Origin of the sequence: Pseudomonas sp. KUIN-1, assembly GCF_009176725.1 — a bacterium.
Lineage (GTDB): Bacteria > Pseudomonadota > Gammaproteobacteria > Pseudomonadales > Pseudomonadaceae > Aquipseudomonas > Aquipseudomonas fragariae.
In genome coordinates, this window is record NZ_AP020337.1 from 768,290 (window position 1) to 785,447 (window position 17,158).

Consider the following 17,158-nt stretch of genomic DNA (forward strand, 5'->3'; position numbering starts at 1 on the left):
TTCGTGACGCTCTGCGTCACAGATCTGCGCCGCGCTGCGCATTCAGGGTCGGACGCAGAGCGTCCCGAACGGCATGCGACGCGGAGCGTCGCACGATAATCCATCAGGTATGTGTAAGCCCATCAATGCCCCGCCCGCCATGGCTGGCCCAGCGATACCGGCGCATACAGCCGGGTGCGCAGGGCGTCGCGGGAGAGCAGGACGAGGACGATGATGGTGGCCACATATGGCAGCATCGCCAGCAGGTTGGACGGGATCGCCAGGCCGATGCCCTGCGCGACCAGGTGCAGAATGCTGGCCAGACCGAATAGGTAGGCACCCAGCAGCAGGCGCCACACGCGCCAGCTGGCGAACACCACCAGTGCCAGGGCAATCCAGCCGCGTCCGGCGCTCATGTTTTCTGCCCACATCGGCGTGTAGGCCAGTGACAAATAAGCCCCGGCCAGCCCAGCCATTGCGCCGCCGAACAGCACCGCCAGGGTGCGCACGCGCAACACCGGCAAGCCCATGGCGCTGGCGGCATCTGGGTTTTCACCGACGGCCTGGATGATCAGCCCGACGCGGCTTTTCAGCAGCGCCCAGGCGACCAGCGCGAACAAGGCAAAGGACAGGTAGACCAGCAAGTCCTGGGCAAACAGCATGCGGCCGATCAGCGGAATGTCGCTGAGCAGCGGGATGGCGACAGGTTCGAAACCGCTCAACGGTTTGCCGACCCAGGCGGCCCCGACGAAGCTGGAAAGGCCGACGCCGAAGATGGTCAGCGCCAGCCCGGTCGCGACCTGATTGGCGTTGAACACCAGCGCCACCAGGGCAAACAATGCCGACAGCAGCATGCCTGCAAGCATCGCCAGCAGCACGCCCAGCCACAGGTTGCCGGTGTTCAGGGCGACGATGAAACCGATCACTGCGCCAAACAGCATCATGCCTTCCTGACCGAGGTTGATGACGCCGCTTTTTTCACAAATCAGCTCGCCCAGCGCTACCAGCAGCAAGGGTGTTCCGCAACGGACCATGGCGTAGAAAATGTTGCTCAGCAGGTCGATATCCATCATGCGGCTCCTGTGACAGGTGTCATCTGGCGCTTGGCCCAGTGCAGTTTCAGACGTGGGCGATAGAGAATCAGCACATCACAGGCGAGCAGGAAAAACAGCATCATCCCCTGAAACAACTGGGTGATTGCCAACGGCAGGTTCAAGGTCATTTGCGCGCTTTCCCCACCCAGATACAGCAGGGCGATCAACAGGCTGGAGAACAGAATACCGATGGGGTTGAGGCGGCCGAGAAAGGCCACGGTGATCGCGGCATAGCCATAACCGGGCGAGACCTGCGGCACCAGCTGGCCAATGGGGCCGGTCACTTCCGATACGCCGGCCAGCCCGGCCAGCGCGCCGCTGATCAACAGCGCCAGCCAGACCAGGCGTTTTTCGCGGAAGCCGACAAATCCGGCAGCACGCTTGTCCAGGCCCAGCACCTTGATCTGAAAGCCGACGAAACTGCGTTGCAGCAACACCCACACCGCGACCAGCGCCAACAGGGCGAAATACACGCCGATGTGCGCGCGGCCATCCTCCATCAGCAGCGGCAGACGGCTGGCGTCGCCGAAGGTCGCTGACTCCGGGAAGTTCATGCCGGCCGGATCCTTGAGCGGCCCGTGGACGAAGTACAGCAGCAAGTTGAGGGCGATGTAGTTGAGCATGATGCTGGTGAGGATTTCATTGGCGTTGAAGTGCGTGCGCAGCCAGGCGGTCACGCCCGCCCAGGCCGCGCCGGCGAGGGTGCCGGCGAGCAGCACCATGACCAGCGCCCAACGACTCTCCATCTCGATGATGTTCACCGCCACGGCACTGCCGGCCAATGCGCCGAGCAGCAACTGGCCTTCCGCGCCGATGTTCCAGATACGCGCCTGATAGGCGACCGCCAGACCCAGCGCGCAGAGCAGAATCGGCAGGGTCTTGACCATCAATTCCGACAGGCCGTACCAGTCGCTGACCGGTGCGATCAGCAAGGTGTGCAGCGTCACCCAGGGGTTCAGGCCCAGACCCATGAACAGCAGCGAGCCGCAGACCAGGGTCAGCACCGCAGCCAGCAAAGGGGAGCACCACAACATCGCGCGCGATTGCTGGCCGCGCGGTTCCAGAGAAAGCAGCATGTTTTGCTCCGTTAACCAGGCACGTGGGCCTGGGTTTGAGAATGATCGAACTGTCCGGCCATCCAGCCGCCGATTTGCACGGTGCTGGTCTGTTCAGTGGGGATCAGCTCGGAAAGCTGACCGCCGCTCAGGGCGGCGAGTCGGTCGCTGATCTGGAACAATTCGTCCAGGTCTTCGGAGATCACCAGAATCGCGGCCCCCGCATCGCGTAAGGCAATCAGCGCCCGATGGATCGCCGCCGCCGCGCCGACATCCACGCCCCAGGTGGGATGCGCGGCAATCAACAGTTTCGGCTTTTGCAGGATTTCCCGACCAAGAATGAATTTCTGCAGGTTGCCGCCCGACAGACTGCGCGCCGGGGCCTGTGCATCCGGCGTCTTGACTGCAAAGCGCCGAATGATTTCGTCGGCCAGTGCGCGCACCTTGCTGCGCTGGATCAGGCCATTGCTCACCAGCCCTTGCTGGAAGGCGGTAAGCAGCGCGTTGTCGGCGAGACTGAGTTCCGGCACTGCGCCATGTCCCAGACGCTCGGCCGGGACGAATGCCAGGCCACGCTTGCGCCGCGCATCGGGGCGCAGGTTGCCGACCGGGGCATCCTCAAAACGCAGGGTCGCCGCCTGGGCGTGCGGCAAGGTCTGTTCGCCGCTGAGCAGCGCCAGCAATTCATCCTGACCATTACCGGCCACGCCTGCGATACCGACGATTTCGCCGCTGCGTACTTCCAGGCTGAGGTCTTTGAGTGAGCAGCCGAACGGGTCCGGGTTGTGCCAGGACAGCTTGTCGATGCGCAAAAAGGCTGTGCTGCCGCTGACTTTTTCATAGTGCGCGGTCAGCCCTTCGGCATCGCCGACCATCAAGCGCGCCAGTTCCAGATCGGAGCAGTCAGCGGGAATGCAGTGCCCGGAGACCTTGCCGTTGCGCAGCACGGTTGCGCTGTGACACAGCGCGCGCACCTCACCCAGCTTGTGACTGATAAACAGAATGCTGCAGCCTTCCCGGGCCAGATGCCGCAGGGTCACGAACAGCTCCTCGGCTTCCTGGGGCGTCAACACCGACGTCGGTTCGTCGAGGATCAACAGGCGAATGTCCTGCATCAGGCAGCGAATGATCTCGACTTTCTGCCGCTCGCCAATCGACAGGCTGTGCACCAGTCGTTGGGGTTCCAGCGCCATGCCGTAGCGTTGTGAGACCTCGCGGATGCGCGGCTCCAGTTGTTTGGGCGTGCCTGCTGCTGCGCCCATCGCCAGCGCGATGTTTTGCGCGACGCTGAGGGTTTCGAACAGCGAAAAATGCTGGAACACCATGCCGATGCCCAGGCTTCTGGCCTGTGCCGGATTGCGCATGGTCTGCGCCTGGCCTTGCCAGATGATCGTCCCGGCGTCGGGCTGCGTCACGCCGTAGATGATCTTCATCAGCGTGCTTTTGCCCGCACCGTTTTCACCCAGCAGGGCGTGAATCTCTCCGGGCTGAATCGTCAGGTCGACAGCGTCGTTGGCCAGGCAGCCGGGATACCGTTTGGTGATATGGCGCAGTTGCAGGCGCGCAGGTATCGCGTGGTTTGACATGAAAGGCTCTGAGGCAGAAGTGGGTCGCGTGTGGATAAAGCAAAATCCTGGCCAAGGAGTCAGGATTCGCGTCCGGTGCGCTGAATCAAGGCTGGGCACGGAGTTTTCGGCTTTGTCGCCGGCCTTCTTCCATCGCACGCACGCGTTTCAGCACCAGTTCGGGGCGTGCTGACCGGGCGCGGGCCAATGTGGCCCTTTGATTTGAACAAAAAATGTACAGCGGACGTGGAGGGCGGCGCACTGAACCAATGCGCGACCCTTGCACCTGTTATCCACAGGTTCTTCCACAGATACTGTGCGCAAGCGGGTTGAGTGAGAATAATGCGGCGGCGGTTAACATCCAAAGGCACTAAGAAGCGCTAACAGGCTGTTTTTGCGCTCTTTATGGATCCACGAACGGCAATTGCTCAAAAAACGATCATTCGCCTGAAACGCAAGCCCGGCAAGGCTCGTGGTGGAGTGTGCTCAGCTTATCCACAGCCGGATGCACAGTAGATGTGGGCAATTGTTACATGTGCCGCAGAGGCTGCGGCTATTGCTCCGGCGCTGCGTGCAGAAGGATTCTGCCGCGACTCAGATCGGCCAGTTGGCGCTGCAGGGTATCGGTGTGTTCGGGGCCGATGGCGATGGACATCTGCACACCGTTGGCCATGAAGTTTTCGCTTTCCACCAGCCCGTTCAATTCGCCGAGACGCAGCTTGACCAGCGCCAGCTCACTGAAGCTGCACTCAAGGTGGAACGAGGCGCGCTGGATCAGCGGCAGACGCTCGGCCTGCTGCAGACATTTGTTGGCACCGCCGCCATAGGCGCGGGCCAGGCCGCCGGTACCCAGTTGAATGCCGCCGTACCAGCGGATCACCAGCACCACGACCTGATCGAACGCCTGCGCTTCGATGGCGGCCAGAATCGGCCTGCCTGCGGTGCCGCCCGGTTCGCCGTCATCGTTGCTGCGATACTGCCCGCCGAGCTTCCAGGCCCAGCAATTGTGGGTGGCGTTGAGGTCACTGTGCTGCTCGATGAACGCCTGTGCGTCGGCCGGGCTGGCGATGGGGGCGGCGAGGGTGATGAAGCGGCTCTTGCGGATTTCTTCACGAAACTCGCAAGGGCCGACCAGGGTAAAAGGCATGCGTGTGTCCAGCTGACGTCAAGGCGACGATTCTACAAGGCTGGCGGCGTGAGCCCACAACCTTTGAGGATGATTCGAATGAGATTGTTGCTGGCCTGATCCATGTCCTGGCGCGTCAGTCGAGAGCGACCGGTGACGCGACAGATCTGCGAGGCGAAGTCAGCATAGTGCTGGGTGCTGCCCCATAGCAGGAAGATCAGGTGCACCGGGTCGACGGGGTCCATCTTGCCGGCGTCGATCCAGGCTTGAAAGACCGCGGCCCGGCCCTGAAACCACAGGCGGTAATCCTGACTGAAATACTCACTCATGCATTCGCCGCCGCTGATGATCTCCATGGCGAAGATCCGCGAGGCCTGTGGCTGGCGGCGCGAGAACTCCATCTTGGCGCGAATGTAGCGGGCCAGCGCCTCTGCGGGATCGTCTTCGACGCTGAGGTGGTTGAAGGTGCTGTCCCACAAATCGATGATGTTGCTGAGCACCGCGACATACAGGCCGAGTTTATTGGTGAAGTAGTAATGCAGATTGGCCTTTGGCAGCCCGGCCTTGATCGCGATGGTGTTCATGCTGGTGCCCTTGAAACCGTGGCGGGCGAATTCATCTTCGGCTGCCTGGATGATCGCTTCTTCGTTCTTCTGACGAATACGGCTTGCAGGCTTGGTGACGTGAGCGCTGTGTGCGGGGACTTCAAGGGTCATGGGCAATTCCGGACAGGTCGTAGGGCGCGACGGATGAACAGATAGCGCACCGGCGAGCATCTCGCAAGCGTCGGTGCGGGCGCGGCATGCAAAGTTATCGTGGTTGCTCCACAGGTTCGGGTTCCGTTACGGCGTCGGTCGTAGCGGCGGTGACTTTGCCTTCCGGAATCAGCAGGCACATGACAATGGCCGTGATGCCGCCGCTGGTGATGGCCGAATCGAACAGGTTCTGCACCAGTTTCGGCAATTGGTGCAGCAGCGCAGGCTGCGCCGCAATGCCCAGACCGACACCCAAGGACGTCGCAATGATCAGCATGCTGCGTCGGTCCAGCGGTGACTGGGCCAGAATGCGCACCCCGGCGGCGGCGACGCTGCCGAACATGACCAGCGTTGCACCGCCGAGCACCGGCTTGGGGATCTGCTGGACGATGGCGCCGATGTGCGGAAACAGCCCGAGTACGAACAGCACCGCGCCGATGTACAGCCCGACGTAGCGACTGGCAACGCCGGTCAATTGGATCACGCCGTTGTTTTGCGCAAAGGTGGTATTGGGAAATGCGCTGAAGGTCGCGGCGATCATGCAGCTCACGCCATCGCCGAGCACGCCGCCCTTGAGGCGTGCCAGGTAGCTCGGGCCGCTGATGGGCTGGCGCGCGAGCATGCAATTGGCGGTCAGGTCGCCGACCGTCTCGATGCTGCTGATCAGATAAATCAGCGCGACCGGCAGGAAAGCGCTCCAGTCGAAATTGAAGCCGAAGCGGAAGGGCACCGGTACGCTGATCAACGGCAGGTCGTGAAGGGCTTGCGGCACCAGTTTGCCGCTGAACCAGGCGGCCAGACTGCCGACCGCCAGGCCGATGATGATGGCTGACAAACGTACCCAGGGCGTATTCGAGCGATTGAGCACAATGATCACGGCCAGAACGAACGCGCCCAGCGCCAGGTTCACCGGGGCGCCGAAGTCCGGCGCATTGAAACCGCCGCCCAGGTCTGTCACGCCCACCTTGATCAGGCTAACACCAATCAGCGTGATGACAATGCCGGTCACCAGCGGCGTGATGACCCTTCGCAACTGGCCAATGCAGCGACTCAGCGCGATCTGCACCAGCGCACCGAAAAAGCACACGCCGAAGATCATCGCCATGATGTCCTCCGGGCTGCCGCCGCGCTGCTTGACCAGAAAGCCTGCGGACAACACTGCGCCCAGGAATGCGAAGCTGGTGCCTTGCAGGCAGATCATGCCCGCGCCGACACCGAACGGGCGGCGCGCCTGGATGAACGTGCCGGTGCCCGAGACCATCAAGGCCATGCTGATCAGGTACGGCATGTATTGGGTCAGGCCGAGGGTCGAGCCGATGATCAGGGGCGGGGTGATGATCCCGACGAAGCTGGCGAGCACGTGCTGGAACGCAGCCAATATGGCCGTCCAGGGTTTGGGGCGGTCGTTCAGGCCGTAGATCAGGTCATCGTTGTCGAGTGTTTCAGGCTGCATGGCAAGTTCTCGGACGGGGAAATGCCATGTGCTGGCGTGTCGTTGTCCGGGACTACTGCAAAAAACTGTCCAGTTGCTCAGGTTATTTTTATTTGAGCCCAGTTATTTCAATAAATATCAGCCTCATAGCGCTTTCAAGGCGCGCTGCAGCGTCGGCGAACCGGCCAGGTGTCGGACAGAAATGTGTCATCGGGTAGCGGCAAGTGTTTCCAGAAAGCTCTCCAGCACCAAATGGGGGCGCCGGCCTTTGCGGGTGACGGTCACCAGATTGAGGTCGTAAAACTTCGAATCCGGTTTCAATGCGCGCAGCCTGCCTTCCTGCACCCAGGTGTTGGCGTAATGATCGGGCAAGTAGCCTATGTAGCGGCCGGTCAGAATCAGGAAGGCGATGCCCTCCCGGTCCGACGCGCTGGCCGTGCAGGTCAGCGCCTGATAGTGGTCCTGAACATCGTTGGGCAGGCGAAAGGTCGGAGCGATGGCTTCCTGTTGTGCGAGGCGTGCGTCATCCAGCGTGGCATTGTCGGCGTAAAACAGGGGATGCCCGACCGCGCAATAGAGCAGCGAACGCTCGCTGTACAACGAATGATACTCAAGCCCCGGCAAGGCACTGGCCTGTGGCACGACACCGACATGCAGACCGCCGTCGAGTACACCGCGCTCGACTTCGGCGGGGGCGATCATGCGGATGTTGATGTGCACGCCCGGCCCGCGCTCTTTCAGCCGGGCCAGGGCATGGGTGATGCGCATATGGGGGAGGGTGACCAGATTGTCGGTCAGACCGATGTTCAGCTCGCCGCGCAGGTTCTGGTGCAGGCCGTTGACCTCTGTCCTGAAACTTTCCAGCGCGCTGAGCAGTTGCAACGAAGACTGATAGACCTCGCGCCCTTCGTTGGTCAGTGAAAAACCGGCTCGGCCTCGCTGGCACAGACGCAGGCCGAGGCGTTGTTCCAGATCACTCATCTGCTGGCTGATCGCTGATCGGCCAATGCCGAGCACGCTTTCAGCCGCAGAAAAGCCACCCGCCTCGACAACGCTTTTGAATAGGCGCAGCAAGCGGATATCAAAATCACTGACCTGCGACACCGGGTCGGAACGACGGATATTCATTGTTTAGTGATTACCAAACCAAAGATCGTAAAAGGCGAGTTTTATGAACTTTAGCCGCGTGGCACCTTGGCTGCAATGACCGTTCGTTTAGCGCCTGCGAGGCTTGCTCCCATGAATATGTTCGAAGTGTCCGATGTGCCTGTCACCCGTCAGTTGAAGCTCGATGCTCACTGGATGCCCTACACCGCGAACCGAAATTTCCAGCGCGACCCGCGCATGGTCGTGGCCGCGCATGGCAGCTATCTGACAGACGACAAGGGGCGCAAGATCTACGATGCACTCTCAGGTCTATGGACATGCGGGGCCGGGCACACTCGCAAGGAAATTCAGGAAGCCGTGTCCCGGCAATTGGGCGTGCTGGATTACTCACCGGGCTTTCAGTTCGGGCACCCCCTGTCGTTCCAGCTGGCAGAACAGATTACCGACCTGACGCCGGGCACTCTCAACCACGTCTTCTATACCAACTCGGGCTCCGAGTGCGCGGATACGGCAGTGAAGATGGTGCGCGCCTACTGGCGGCTGAAAGGCCAGGCGACCAAGACCAAGATGATCGGCCGGGCACGCGGCTACCACGGCGTGAATGTGGCCGGCACCAGCCTGGGCGGAGTGAATGGCAACCGCAAGATGTTCGGCCAGTTGATGGACGTCGACCACTTGCCGCACACCCTGCTGGCCAGCAATGCGTACTCGAAGGGCATGCCCGAGGCGGGCGGTATCGCACTGGCTGACGAGATGCTCAAGCTGATCGAGTTGCATGATGCATCGAACATCGCTGCAGTGATCGTCGAACCCATGTCGGGCTCGGCGGGTGTGATCGTTCCGCCGCAAGGCTATCTCAAGCGCCTGCGGGAGATTTGTGATCAGCACAATATCCTGCTGATCTTCGATGAAGTCATCACCGGCTTCGGCCGTACGGGCTCGATGTTTGGCGCGGACAGTTTCGGTGTCACGCCTGACCTGATGTGCATCGCCAAGCAGATCACCAATGGCGCTATCCCCATGGGCGCGGTAATCGCCAGCAGCGAGATCTATCACACGTTCATGAACCAGCCAACGCCGGAGTACGCCGTCGAGTTCCCTCACGGCTATACCTATTCCGCTCACCCCGTAGCGTGTGCGGCCGGGCTGGCGGCGCTTGAACTGCTGCAACGGGAGAATCTGGTGCAGCAGGCCGCCGCAGTCGCACCGCATTTTGAACGTGCGCTGCACGGTATCGAGGGCGCGAAAAACGTGGTCGATATCCGCAATTACGGTCTGGCGGGTGCCATCCAGCTCGCACCGCGTGACGGGGATGCCATCGTGCGGCCCTTCGAGGCGGGCATGAAGCTGTGGAAAGCCGGTTTCTACGTGCGCTTTGGCGGTGACACCCTGCAATTCGGGCCGACCTTCAACAGCCAGGCGCAGGATCTGGATCGATTGTTCGATGCCGTCGGCGAAACCCTGAATCTGATCGACTGACCGCGCTGGCAGTCTCTCTTCTTATATACGTGCCTTTATCGCATCGGGTGTGAGCTGACTCACGCCCGTTGCCTTTATCCGGAGTTTTCCATGAGCAGCATTCAACACCTGATCCACGGCGAGTTCGTTTCTGCTGAAGGTCGTAGCGCCAATGTGTTCAACCCGTCGACCGGGCAGGTTATCCACACCGTAGCGCTGGCCGATCACGAAACAGTCCAGAAGGCAATCGACTCGGCCAAGGCTGCCTTTCCGGCGTGGCGCAATACGCCGCCGGCCAAGCGTGCTCAGGTGATGTTCCGTTTCAAGCAGCTGCTTGAGCAGAACGAGGCACGCATAGCCCAATTGATCAGTGAAGAACACGGCAAGACCCTGGAAGATGCGGCGGGCGAGCTGAAACGCGGCATCGAAAACGTGGAGTACGCCTGCGCCGCGCCTGAAGTGCTCAAGGGTGAATACAGCCGCAACGTCGGGCCGAACATCGATGCGTGGTCTGACTTTCAGCCGCTGGGTATTGTTGCCGGTATTACCCCGTTCAACTTCCCGGCCATGGTGCCGCTGTGGATGTACCCGCTGGCCATTGCGTGCGGTAACTGCTTCATCCTCAAGCCATCGGAACGCGATCCCAGCTCCACATTGTTGATTGCCGAGCTGCTGCATGAAGCGGGGCTGCCGAAGGGTGTGCTCAATGTGGTTCACGGTGACAAGGTCGCTGTCGATGCGCTGATCGAAGCGCCGGAGGTCAAGGCGCTGAGCTTCGTCGGTTCTACACCGATTGCCGAGTACATCTATAAGGAAGGCGCAGCGCGGGGCAAGCGCGTTCAAGCGCTCGGTGGCGCCAAGAATCATGCGGTGTTGATGCCGGATGCCGATCTGGACAATGCCGTGAGTGCCTTGATGGGCGCTGCCTACGGATCCTGCGGCGAGCGTTGCATGGCGATCTCGGTCGCGGTGTGCGTCGGCGATCAGATCGCTGATGCATTGGTGGCCAAACTGGTTCCGCAAATCCAGAGCCTGAAGATCGGTGCGGGTACGACCTGTGGCCTGGACATGGGGCCACTGGTCACCGGGCAGCATCGCGACAAGGTCAGCGGCTATATAGAGGACGGTGTGCAGGCGGGCGCGACCCTGGTGGTCGACGGGCGCAATCTTCAGGTTGCCGGGCACGAACGGGGCTTCTTCATGGGTGGCTGCCTGTTCGATCGCGTGACGCCAGAGATGCGTATCTATAAAGAAGAGATTTTCGGGCCGGTGCTGTGCATCGTGCGTGTGGACAGCCTTGAGCAGGCCATGCAACTGATCAACGATCACGAATATGGCAACGGCACCTGCATCTTTACCCGCGATGGCGAAGCGGCGCGTCTGTTCTGTGACGAGATTGAAGTGGGGATGGTCGGGGTCAACGTTCCTTTGCCAGTGCCGGTCGCCTATCACAGCTTTGGTGGCTGGAAGCGTTCCCTGTTCGGCGACCTGCATGCGTACGGTCCCGATGGCGTGCGCTTCTATACCCGTCGCAAGGCCATTACCCAGCGCTGGCCGCAACGTGCTAGCCACGAAGCGTCGCAATTTGCCTTTCCCAGTCTGTAAATTCTGCGGGAGGGAGATCGTCTTTAAAGAGGATCTCCCGTGTTTACGGGGGAGTCGCAAAGCAGGGCGAAGATTTTTGAAATTAACGGTTGACGCCCTCGGTGAGGTGTCTATAATTCGCCCCACTTCCGGCGCAGACGGAAACGAAAAAGCCTTGTAGATCAATAGTTTGCAAGGTTTTAGAGTGAAGAGTCAGCGAGGAAGGAGGTCGGGTCTGGAGTGATCGGCAGCGGTGAGAAAAAAGAGTTTGACACGCGGTTGTAACGCTGTAGAATTCGCCTCCCGCTGATGAGCAACTCAAGAGTTGGTCGCAGCGCAAGTGGTTGAAGTTGCAAAGGAAACTTTGAAAACTTCTTGAAATAACCGCTTGACAGATACAGAGGACGCTGTAGAATGCGCGCCTCGGTTGAGACGAAAGATCTTAACCCACCGCTCTTTAACAACTGAATCAAGCAATTCGTGTGGGTGCTTGTGGTGTCAGACTGAAGTCAACAGATTATCAGCAACCCAAGTTACTCCGCGAGAAATCAAAGATGTAACCAACGATTGCTGAGCCAAGTTTAGGGTTTTCTCAAAACCCAGTTAGATGTTTGAACTGAAGAGTTTGATCATGGCTCAGATTGAACGCTGGCGGCAGGCCTAACACATGCAAGTCGAGCGGCAGCACGGGTACTTGTACCTGGTGGCGAGCGGCGGACGGGTGAGTAATGCCTAGGAATCTGCCTGGTAGTGGGGGATAACGCTCGGAAACGGACGCTAATACCGCATACGTCCTACGGGAGAAAGCAGGGGACCTTCGGGCCTTGCGCTATCAGATGAGCCTAGGTCGGATTAGCTAGTTGGTGAGGTAATGGCTCACCAAGGCGACGATCCGTAACTGGTCTGAGAGGATGATCAGTCACACTGGAACTGAGACACGGTCCAGACTCCTACGGGAGGCAGCAGTGGGGAATATTGGACAATGGGCGAAAGCCTGATCCAGCCATGCCGCGTGTGTGAAGAAGGTCTTCGGATTGTAAAGCACTTTAAGTTGGGAGGAAGGGCAGTTACCTAATACGTGATTGTTTTGACGTTACCGACAGAATAAGCACCGGCTAACTCTGTGCCAGCAGCCGCGGTAATACAGAGGGTGCAAGCGTTAATCGGAATTACTGGGCGTAAAGCGCGCGTAGGTGGTTTGTTAAGTTGAATGTGAAATCCCCGGGCTCAACCTGGGAACTGCATCCAAAACTGGCAAGCTAGAGTATGGTAGAGGGTGGTGGAATTTCCTGTGTAGCGGTGAAATGCGTAGATATAGGAAGGAACACCAGTGGCGAAGGCGACCACCTGGACTGATACTGACACTGAGGTGCGAAAGCGTGGGGAGCAAACAGGATTAGATACCCTGGTAGTCCACGCCGTAAACGATGTCAACTAGCCGTTGGGAGCCTTGAGCTCTTAGTGGCGCAGCTAACGCATTAAGTTGACCGCCTGGGGAGTACGGCCGCAAGGTTAAAACTCAAATGAATTGACGGGGGCCCGCACAAGCGGTGGAGCATGTGGTTTAATTCGAAGCAACGCGAAGAACCTTACCAGGCCTTGACATCCAATGAACTTTCCAGAGATGGATTGGTGCCTTCGGGAACATTGAGACAGGTGCTGCATGGCTGTCGTCAGCTCGTGTCGTGAGATGTTGGGTTAAGTCCCGTAACGAGCGCAACCCTTGTCCTTAGTTACCAGCACGTCATGGTGGGCACTCTAAGGAGACTGCCGGTGACAAACCGGAGGAAGGTGGGGATGACGTCAAGTCATCATGGCCCTTACGGCCTGGGCTACACACGTGCTACAATGGTCGGTACAGAGGGTTGCCAAGCCGCGAGGTGGAGCTAATCTCACAAAACCGATCGTAGTCCGGATCGCAGTCTGCAACTCGACTGCGTGAAGTCGGAATCGCTAGTAATCGCGAATCAGAATGTCGCGGTGAATACGTTCCCGGGCCTTGTACACACCGCCCGTCACACCATGGGAGTGGGTTGCACCAGAAGTAGCTAGTCTAACCTTCGGGAGGACGGTTACCACGGTGTGATTCATGACTGGGGTGAAGTCGTAACAAGGTAGCCGTAGGGGAACCTGCGGCTGGATCACCTCCTTAATCGACGACTCAGCTGCACCATAAGCACCCACACGAATTGCTTGATTCATTGAAGAAGACGATTAGAAGCAGCTTTAAGCTCCAAGCTGATAGCTCAACGCTAGCGGCTACAAGCTCGAAATTGGGTCTGTAGCTCAGTTGGTTAGAGCGCACCCCTGATAAGGGTGAGGTCGGCAGTTCGAATCTGCCCAGACCCACCAATTTTGTGTGGGAAACGCCTGTAGAAATACGGGGCCATAGCTCAGCTGGGAGAGCGCCTGCCTTGCACGCAGGAGGTCAGCGGTTCGATCCCGCTTGGCTCCACCACTTACTGCTTCTGTTTTGAAAGCTTAGAAATGAGCATTCCATTGATCCTGATGATCAGTGCCTGAATGTTGATTTCTAGTCTTTGATTAGATCGTTCTTTAAAAATTTGGGTATGTGATAGAAAGAAATATAGACCGGGCACCTCTTTCACTGGTGCGTGTCCGGGCTAAGGTAAAGTTTGTGAAATGCAAACTTTCGGCGAATGTCGTCTTCACAGTATAACCAGATTGCTTGGGGTTATATGGTCAAGTGAAGAAGCGCATACGGTGGATGCCTTGGCAGTCAGAGGCGATGAAAGACGTGGTAGCCTGCGAAAAGCTTCGGGGAGTCGGCAAACAGACTGTGATCCGGAGATGTCTGAATGGGGGAACCCAGCCATCATAAGATGGTTATCTTGTACTGAATACATAGGTGCAAGAGGCGAACCAGGGGAACTGAAACATCTAAGTACCCTGAGGAAAAGAAATCAACCGAGATTCCCTTAGTAGTGGCGAGCGAACGGGGACCAGCCCTTAAGTTGTATTGAGATTAGCGGAACGTTCTGGAAAGGACGGCCATAGTGGGTGATAGCCCTGTACGCGAAAATCCCTTTGCAATGAAATCGAGTAGGACGGGGCACGAGAAACCTTGTCTGAATATGGGGGGACCATCCTCCAAGGCTAAATACTACTGACTGACCGATAGTGAACCAGTACCGTGAGGGAAAGGCGAAAAGAACCGCGGAGAGCGGAGTGAAATAGATCCTGAAACCGTATGCGTACAAGCAGTGGGAGCCCACTTTGTTGGGTGACTGCGTACCTTTTGTATAATGGGTCAGCGACTTATTTTCAGTGGCGAGCTTAACCGAATAGGGGAGGCGTAGCGAAAGCGAGTCTTAATAGGGCGTCTAGTCGCTGGGAATAGACCCGAAACCGGGCGATCTATCCATGGGCAGGTTGAAGGTTGGGTAACACTAACTGGAGGACCGAACCGACTACCGTTGAAAAGTTAGCGGATGACCTGTGGATCGGAGTGAAAGGCTAATCAAGCTCGGAGATAGCTGGTTCTCCTCGAAAGCTATTTAGGTAGCGCCTCATGTATCACTGTAGGGGGTAGAGCACTGTTTCGGCTAGGGGGTCATCCCGACTTACCAAACCGATGCAAACTCCGAATACCTACAAGTGCCGAGCATGGGAGACACACGGCGGGTGCTAACGTCCGTCGTGAAAAGGGAAACAACCCAGACCGTCAGCTAAGGTCCCAAAGTCATGGTTAAGTGGGAAACGATGTGGGAAGGCTTAGACAGCTAGGAGGTTGGCTTAGAAGCAGCCACCCTTTAAAGAAAGCGTAATAGCTCACTAGTCGAGTCGGCCTGCGCGGAAGATGTAACGGGGCTCAAACCATGCACCGAAGCTACGGGTATCATCTTTTGATGATGCGGTAGAGGAGCGTTCTGTAAGCCTGTGAAGGTGAGTTGAGAAGCTTGCTGGAGGTATCAGAAGTGCGAATGCTGACATGAGTAACGACAATGGGTGTGAAAAACACCCACGCCGAAAGACCAAGGTTTCCTGCGCAACGTTAATCGACGCAGGGTTAGTCGGTCCCTAAGGCGAGGCTGAAAAGCGTAGTCGATGGAAAACAGGTTAATATTCCTGTACTTCTGGTTATTGCGATGGAGGGACGGAGAAGGCTAGGCCAGCCTGGCGTTGGTTGTCCAGGTTTAAGGTGGTAGGCTGAGATCTTAGGTAAATCCGGGATCTTAAGGCCGAGAGCTGATGACGAGTGTTCTTTTAGAACACGAAGTGGTTGATGCCATGCTTCCAAGAAAAGCTTCTAAGCTTCAGGTAACCAGGAACCGTACCCCAAACCGACACAGGTGGTTGGGTAGAGAATACCAAGGCGCTTGAGAGAACTCGGGTGAAGGAACTAGGCAAAATGGCACCGTAACTTCGGGAGAAGGTGCGCCGGTGGAGGTGAAGCATTTACTGCGTAAGCCCCTGCCGGTCGAAGATACCAGGCCGCTGCGACTGTTTATTAAAAACACAGCACTCTGCAAACACGAAAGTGGACGTATAGGGTGTGACGCCTGCCCGGTGCCGGAAGGTTAATTGATGGGGTTAGCGCAAGCGAAGCTCTTGATCGAAGCCCCGGTAAACGGCGGCCGTAACTATAACGGTCCTAAGGTAGCGAAATTCCTTGTCGGGTAAGTTCCGACCTGCACGAATGGCGTAACGATGGCGGCGCTGTCTCCACCCGAGACTCAGTGAAATTGAAATCGCTGTGAAGATGCAGTGTATCCGCGGCTAGACGGAAAGACCCCGTGAACCTTTACTATAGCTTTGCACTGGACTTTGAATTTGCTTGTGTAGGATAGGTGGGAGGCTTTGAAGCGTGGACGCCAGTCTGCGTGGAGCCAACCTTGAAATACCACCCTGGCAACTTTGAGGTTCTAACTCAGGTCCGTTATCCGGATCGAGGACAGTGTATGGTGGGTAGTTTGACTGGGGCGGTCTCCTCCTAAAGAGTAACGGAGGAGTACGAAGGTGCGCTCAGACCGGTCGGAAATCGGTCGTAGAGTATAAAGGCAAAAGCGCGCTTGACTGCGAGACAGACACGTCGAGCAGGTACGAAAGTAGGTCTTAGTGATCCGGTGGTTCTGTATGGAAGGGCCATCGCTCAACGGATAAAAGGTACTCCGGGGATAACAGGCTGATACCGCCCAAGAGTTCATATCGACGGCGGTGTTTGGCACCTCGATGTCGGCTCATCACATCCTGGGGCTGAAGCCGGTCCCAAGGGTATGGCTGTTCGCCATTTAAAGTGGTACGCGAGCTGGGTTTAGAACGTCGTGAGACAGTTCGGTCCCTATCTGCCGTGGACGTTTGAGATTTGAGAGGGGCTGCTCCTAGTACGAGAGGACCGGAGTGGACGAACCTCTGGTGTTCCGGTTGTCACGCCAGTGGCATTGCCGGGTAGCTATGTTCGGAAAAGATAACCGCTGAAAGCATCTAAGCGGGAAACTTGCCTCAAGATGAGATCTCACTGGAACCTTGAGTTCCCTGAAGGGCCGTCGAAGACTACGACGTTGATAGGTTGGGTGTGTAAGCGCTGTGAGGCGTTGAGCTAACCAATACTAATTGCCCGTGAGGCTTGACCATATAACACCCAAGCAATTTGCGTCGAATGACCAGATTGCGGTGACTGTGAAGATGACACGAACCGAAAGTTTGCGTCACGAATGACACCTGAAACAGCTTGATATCACATACCCGATTTGCTGAAGCGCGCCGCAGGGCACGATTCGGTACCCGAATTTCTTGACGACCATAGAGCATTGGAACCACCTGATCCCATCCCGAACTCAGTAGTGAAACGATGTATCGCCGATGGTAGTGTGGGGTTTCCCCATGTGAGAGTAGGTCATCGTCAAGATTGAATTCCAGAAACCCTCTTCGCTTACGCGTTGAGGGTTTTTGTTTGTCTGGGGTTCCAGAAACCTCTGTCTTCTCCTGAACTCATAACTCCACCTCTCCGGCAGTCATCCAGACCCACGTGCTTATGGCAAT

At 57.9% G+C, this 17,158-nt stretch carries 9 protein-coding genes, 2 tRNA genes and 3 rRNA genes; 7 read left to right on the forward strand and 7 right to left on the reverse strand.

Annotation, left to right across the window (positions count from 1 at the left end):
• Positions 1-122: 122 nt before the first annotated feature.
• The 7 genes from KUIN1_RS03645 to KUIN1_RS03675 all read right to left on the reverse strand — a co-directional run bounded on the left by KUIN1_RS03645 (position 123) and on the right by KUIN1_RS03675 (position 8,134).
• Positions 123-1,049 carry an ABC transporter permease gene (locus KUIN1_RS03645; protein ID WP_003414641.1) on the reverse strand — a complete coding sequence of 309 codons (927 nt, stop codon included), beginning with the start codon at positions 1,047-1,049 and terminating at the stop codon, positions 123-125.
• Complete coding sequence (locus KUIN1_RS03650; protein ID WP_103378801.1) at positions 1,049-2,149, reverse strand: ABC transporter permease; 1,101 nt, start codon at positions 2,147-2,149, stop codon at positions 1,049-1,051. Before KUIN1_RS03650 ends, KUIN1_RS03645 begins: the two co-directional genes overlap by 1 nt.
• Positions 2,150-2,160: 11 nt before the next feature.
• On the reverse strand, positions 2,161-3,714 hold the full coding sequence (locus KUIN1_RS03655) for an ABC transporter ATP-binding protein (protein ID WP_024659758.1): 1,554 nt from the start codon (positions 3,712-3,714) through the stop codon (positions 2,161-2,163).
• 532 nt (positions 3,715-4,246) lie between these two features.
• Complete coding sequence (locus KUIN1_RS03660; protein ID WP_003422231.1) at positions 4,247-4,840, reverse strand: IMPACT family protein; 594 nt, start codon at positions 4,838-4,840, stop codon at positions 4,247-4,249.
• A 32-nt stretch (positions 4,841-4,872) separates the two neighbouring features.
• Positions 4,873-5,535 carry a TetR/AcrR family transcriptional regulator gene (locus KUIN1_RS03665; RefSeq protein WP_003318629.1) on the reverse strand — a complete coding sequence of 221 codons (663 nt, stop codon included), beginning with the start codon at positions 5,533-5,535 and terminating at the stop codon, positions 4,873-4,875.
• A gap of 94 nt (positions 5,536-5,629) precedes the next feature.
• Positions 5,630-7,027, reverse strand: a complete 1,398-nt coding sequence (locus KUIN1_RS03670; protein ID WP_024650711.1) for a uracil-xanthine permease family protein — start codon at positions 7,025-7,027, stop codon at positions 5,630-5,632.
• Between the two features lie 186 nt (positions 7,028-7,213).
• Positions 7,214-8,134 carry a LysR family transcriptional regulator gene (locus KUIN1_RS03675; RefSeq protein WP_024650710.1) on the reverse strand — a complete coding sequence of 307 codons (921 nt, stop codon included), beginning with the start codon at positions 8,132-8,134 and terminating at the stop codon, positions 7,214-7,216.
• 111 nt (positions 8,135-8,245) lie between these two features.
• Between KUIN1_RS03675 and KUIN1_RS03680 the strand changes: the two genes are divergently transcribed.
• The 7 genes from KUIN1_RS03680 to rrf all read left to right on the forward strand — a co-directional run bounded on the left by KUIN1_RS03680 (position 8,246) and on the right by rrf (position 17,024).
• On the forward strand, positions 8,246-9,592 hold the full coding sequence (locus KUIN1_RS03680) for an aspartate aminotransferase family protein (RefSeq protein ID WP_024641336.1): 1,347 nt from the start codon (positions 8,246-8,248) through the stop codon (positions 9,590-9,592).
• A gap of 90 nt (positions 9,593-9,682) precedes the next feature.
• Positions 9,683-11,176 (forward strand): CoA-acylating methylmalonate-semialdehyde dehydrogenase, encoded by a 1,494-nt coding sequence (locus tag KUIN1_RS03685; RefSeq protein WP_152091836.1) that lies wholly within the window; start codon positions 9,683-9,685, stop codon positions 11,174-11,176.
• Between the two features lie 592 nt (positions 11,177-11,768).
• Positions 11,769-13,307, forward strand: a 16S ribosomal RNA gene (locus KUIN1_RS03695).
• Positions 13,308-13,430: 123 nt separating this feature from the next.
• Positions 13,431-13,507: transfer RNA gene (locus KUIN1_RS03700), tRNA-Ile, on the forward strand.
• Between the two features lie 30 nt (positions 13,508-13,537).
• Positions 13,538-13,613, forward strand: a tRNA-Ala gene (locus tag KUIN1_RS03705).
• 243 nt (positions 13,614-13,856) lie between these two features.
• A 23S ribosomal RNA gene (locus KUIN1_RS03710) occupies positions 13,857-16,750 on the forward strand.
• A gap of 158 nt (positions 16,751-16,908) precedes the next feature.
• Positions 16,909-17,024, forward strand: a 5S ribosomal RNA gene (gene rrf, locus KUIN1_RS03715).
• Together the 16S, 23S and 5S rRNA genes with 2 tRNA genes alongside form the textbook arrangement of a ribosomal RNA operon.
• Positions 17,025-17,158 lie beyond the last annotated feature (134 nt).

What these genes read in the sequence shown, in the direction of transcription:
- KUIN1_RS03645 (WP_003414641.1), bottom strand. Translation starts at nt 1,049, where the DNA reads ATGGATATCGACCTGCTGAGCAACATTTTCTACGCCATGGTCCGTTGC.
- KUIN1_RS03650 (WP_103378801.1), bottom strand. Translation starts at nt 2,149, where the DNA reads ATGCTGCTTTCTCTGGAACCGCGCGGCCAGCAATCGCGCGCGATGTTG.
- KUIN1_RS03655 (WP_024659758.1), bottom strand. Translation starts at nt 3,714, where the DNA reads ATGTCAAACCACGCGATACCTGCGCGCCTGCAACTGCGCCATATCACC.
- KUIN1_RS03660 (WP_003422231.1), bottom strand. Translation starts at nt 4,840, where the DNA reads ATGCCTTTTACCCTGGTCGGCCCTTGCGAGTTTCGTGAAGAAATCCGC.
- KUIN1_RS03665 (WP_003318629.1), bottom strand. Translation starts at nt 5,535, where the DNA reads ATGACCCTTGAAGTCCCCGCACACAGCGCTCACGTCACCAAGCCTGCA.
- KUIN1_RS03670 (WP_024650711.1), bottom strand. Translation starts at nt 7,027, where the DNA reads ATGCAGCCTGAAACACTCGACAACGATGACCTGATCTACGGCCTGAAC.
- KUIN1_RS03675 (WP_024650710.1), bottom strand. Translation starts at nt 8,134, where the DNA reads ATGAATATCCGTCGTTCCGACCCGGTGTCGCAGGTCAGTGATTTTGAT.
- KUIN1_RS03680 (WP_024641336.1), top strand. Translation starts at nt 8,246, where the DNA reads ATGAATATGTTCGAAGTGTCCGATGTGCCTGTCACCCGTCAGTTGAAG.
- KUIN1_RS03685 (WP_152091836.1), top strand. Translation starts at nt 9,683, where the DNA reads ATGAGCAGCATTCAACACCTGATCCACGGCGAGTTCGTTTCTGCTGAA.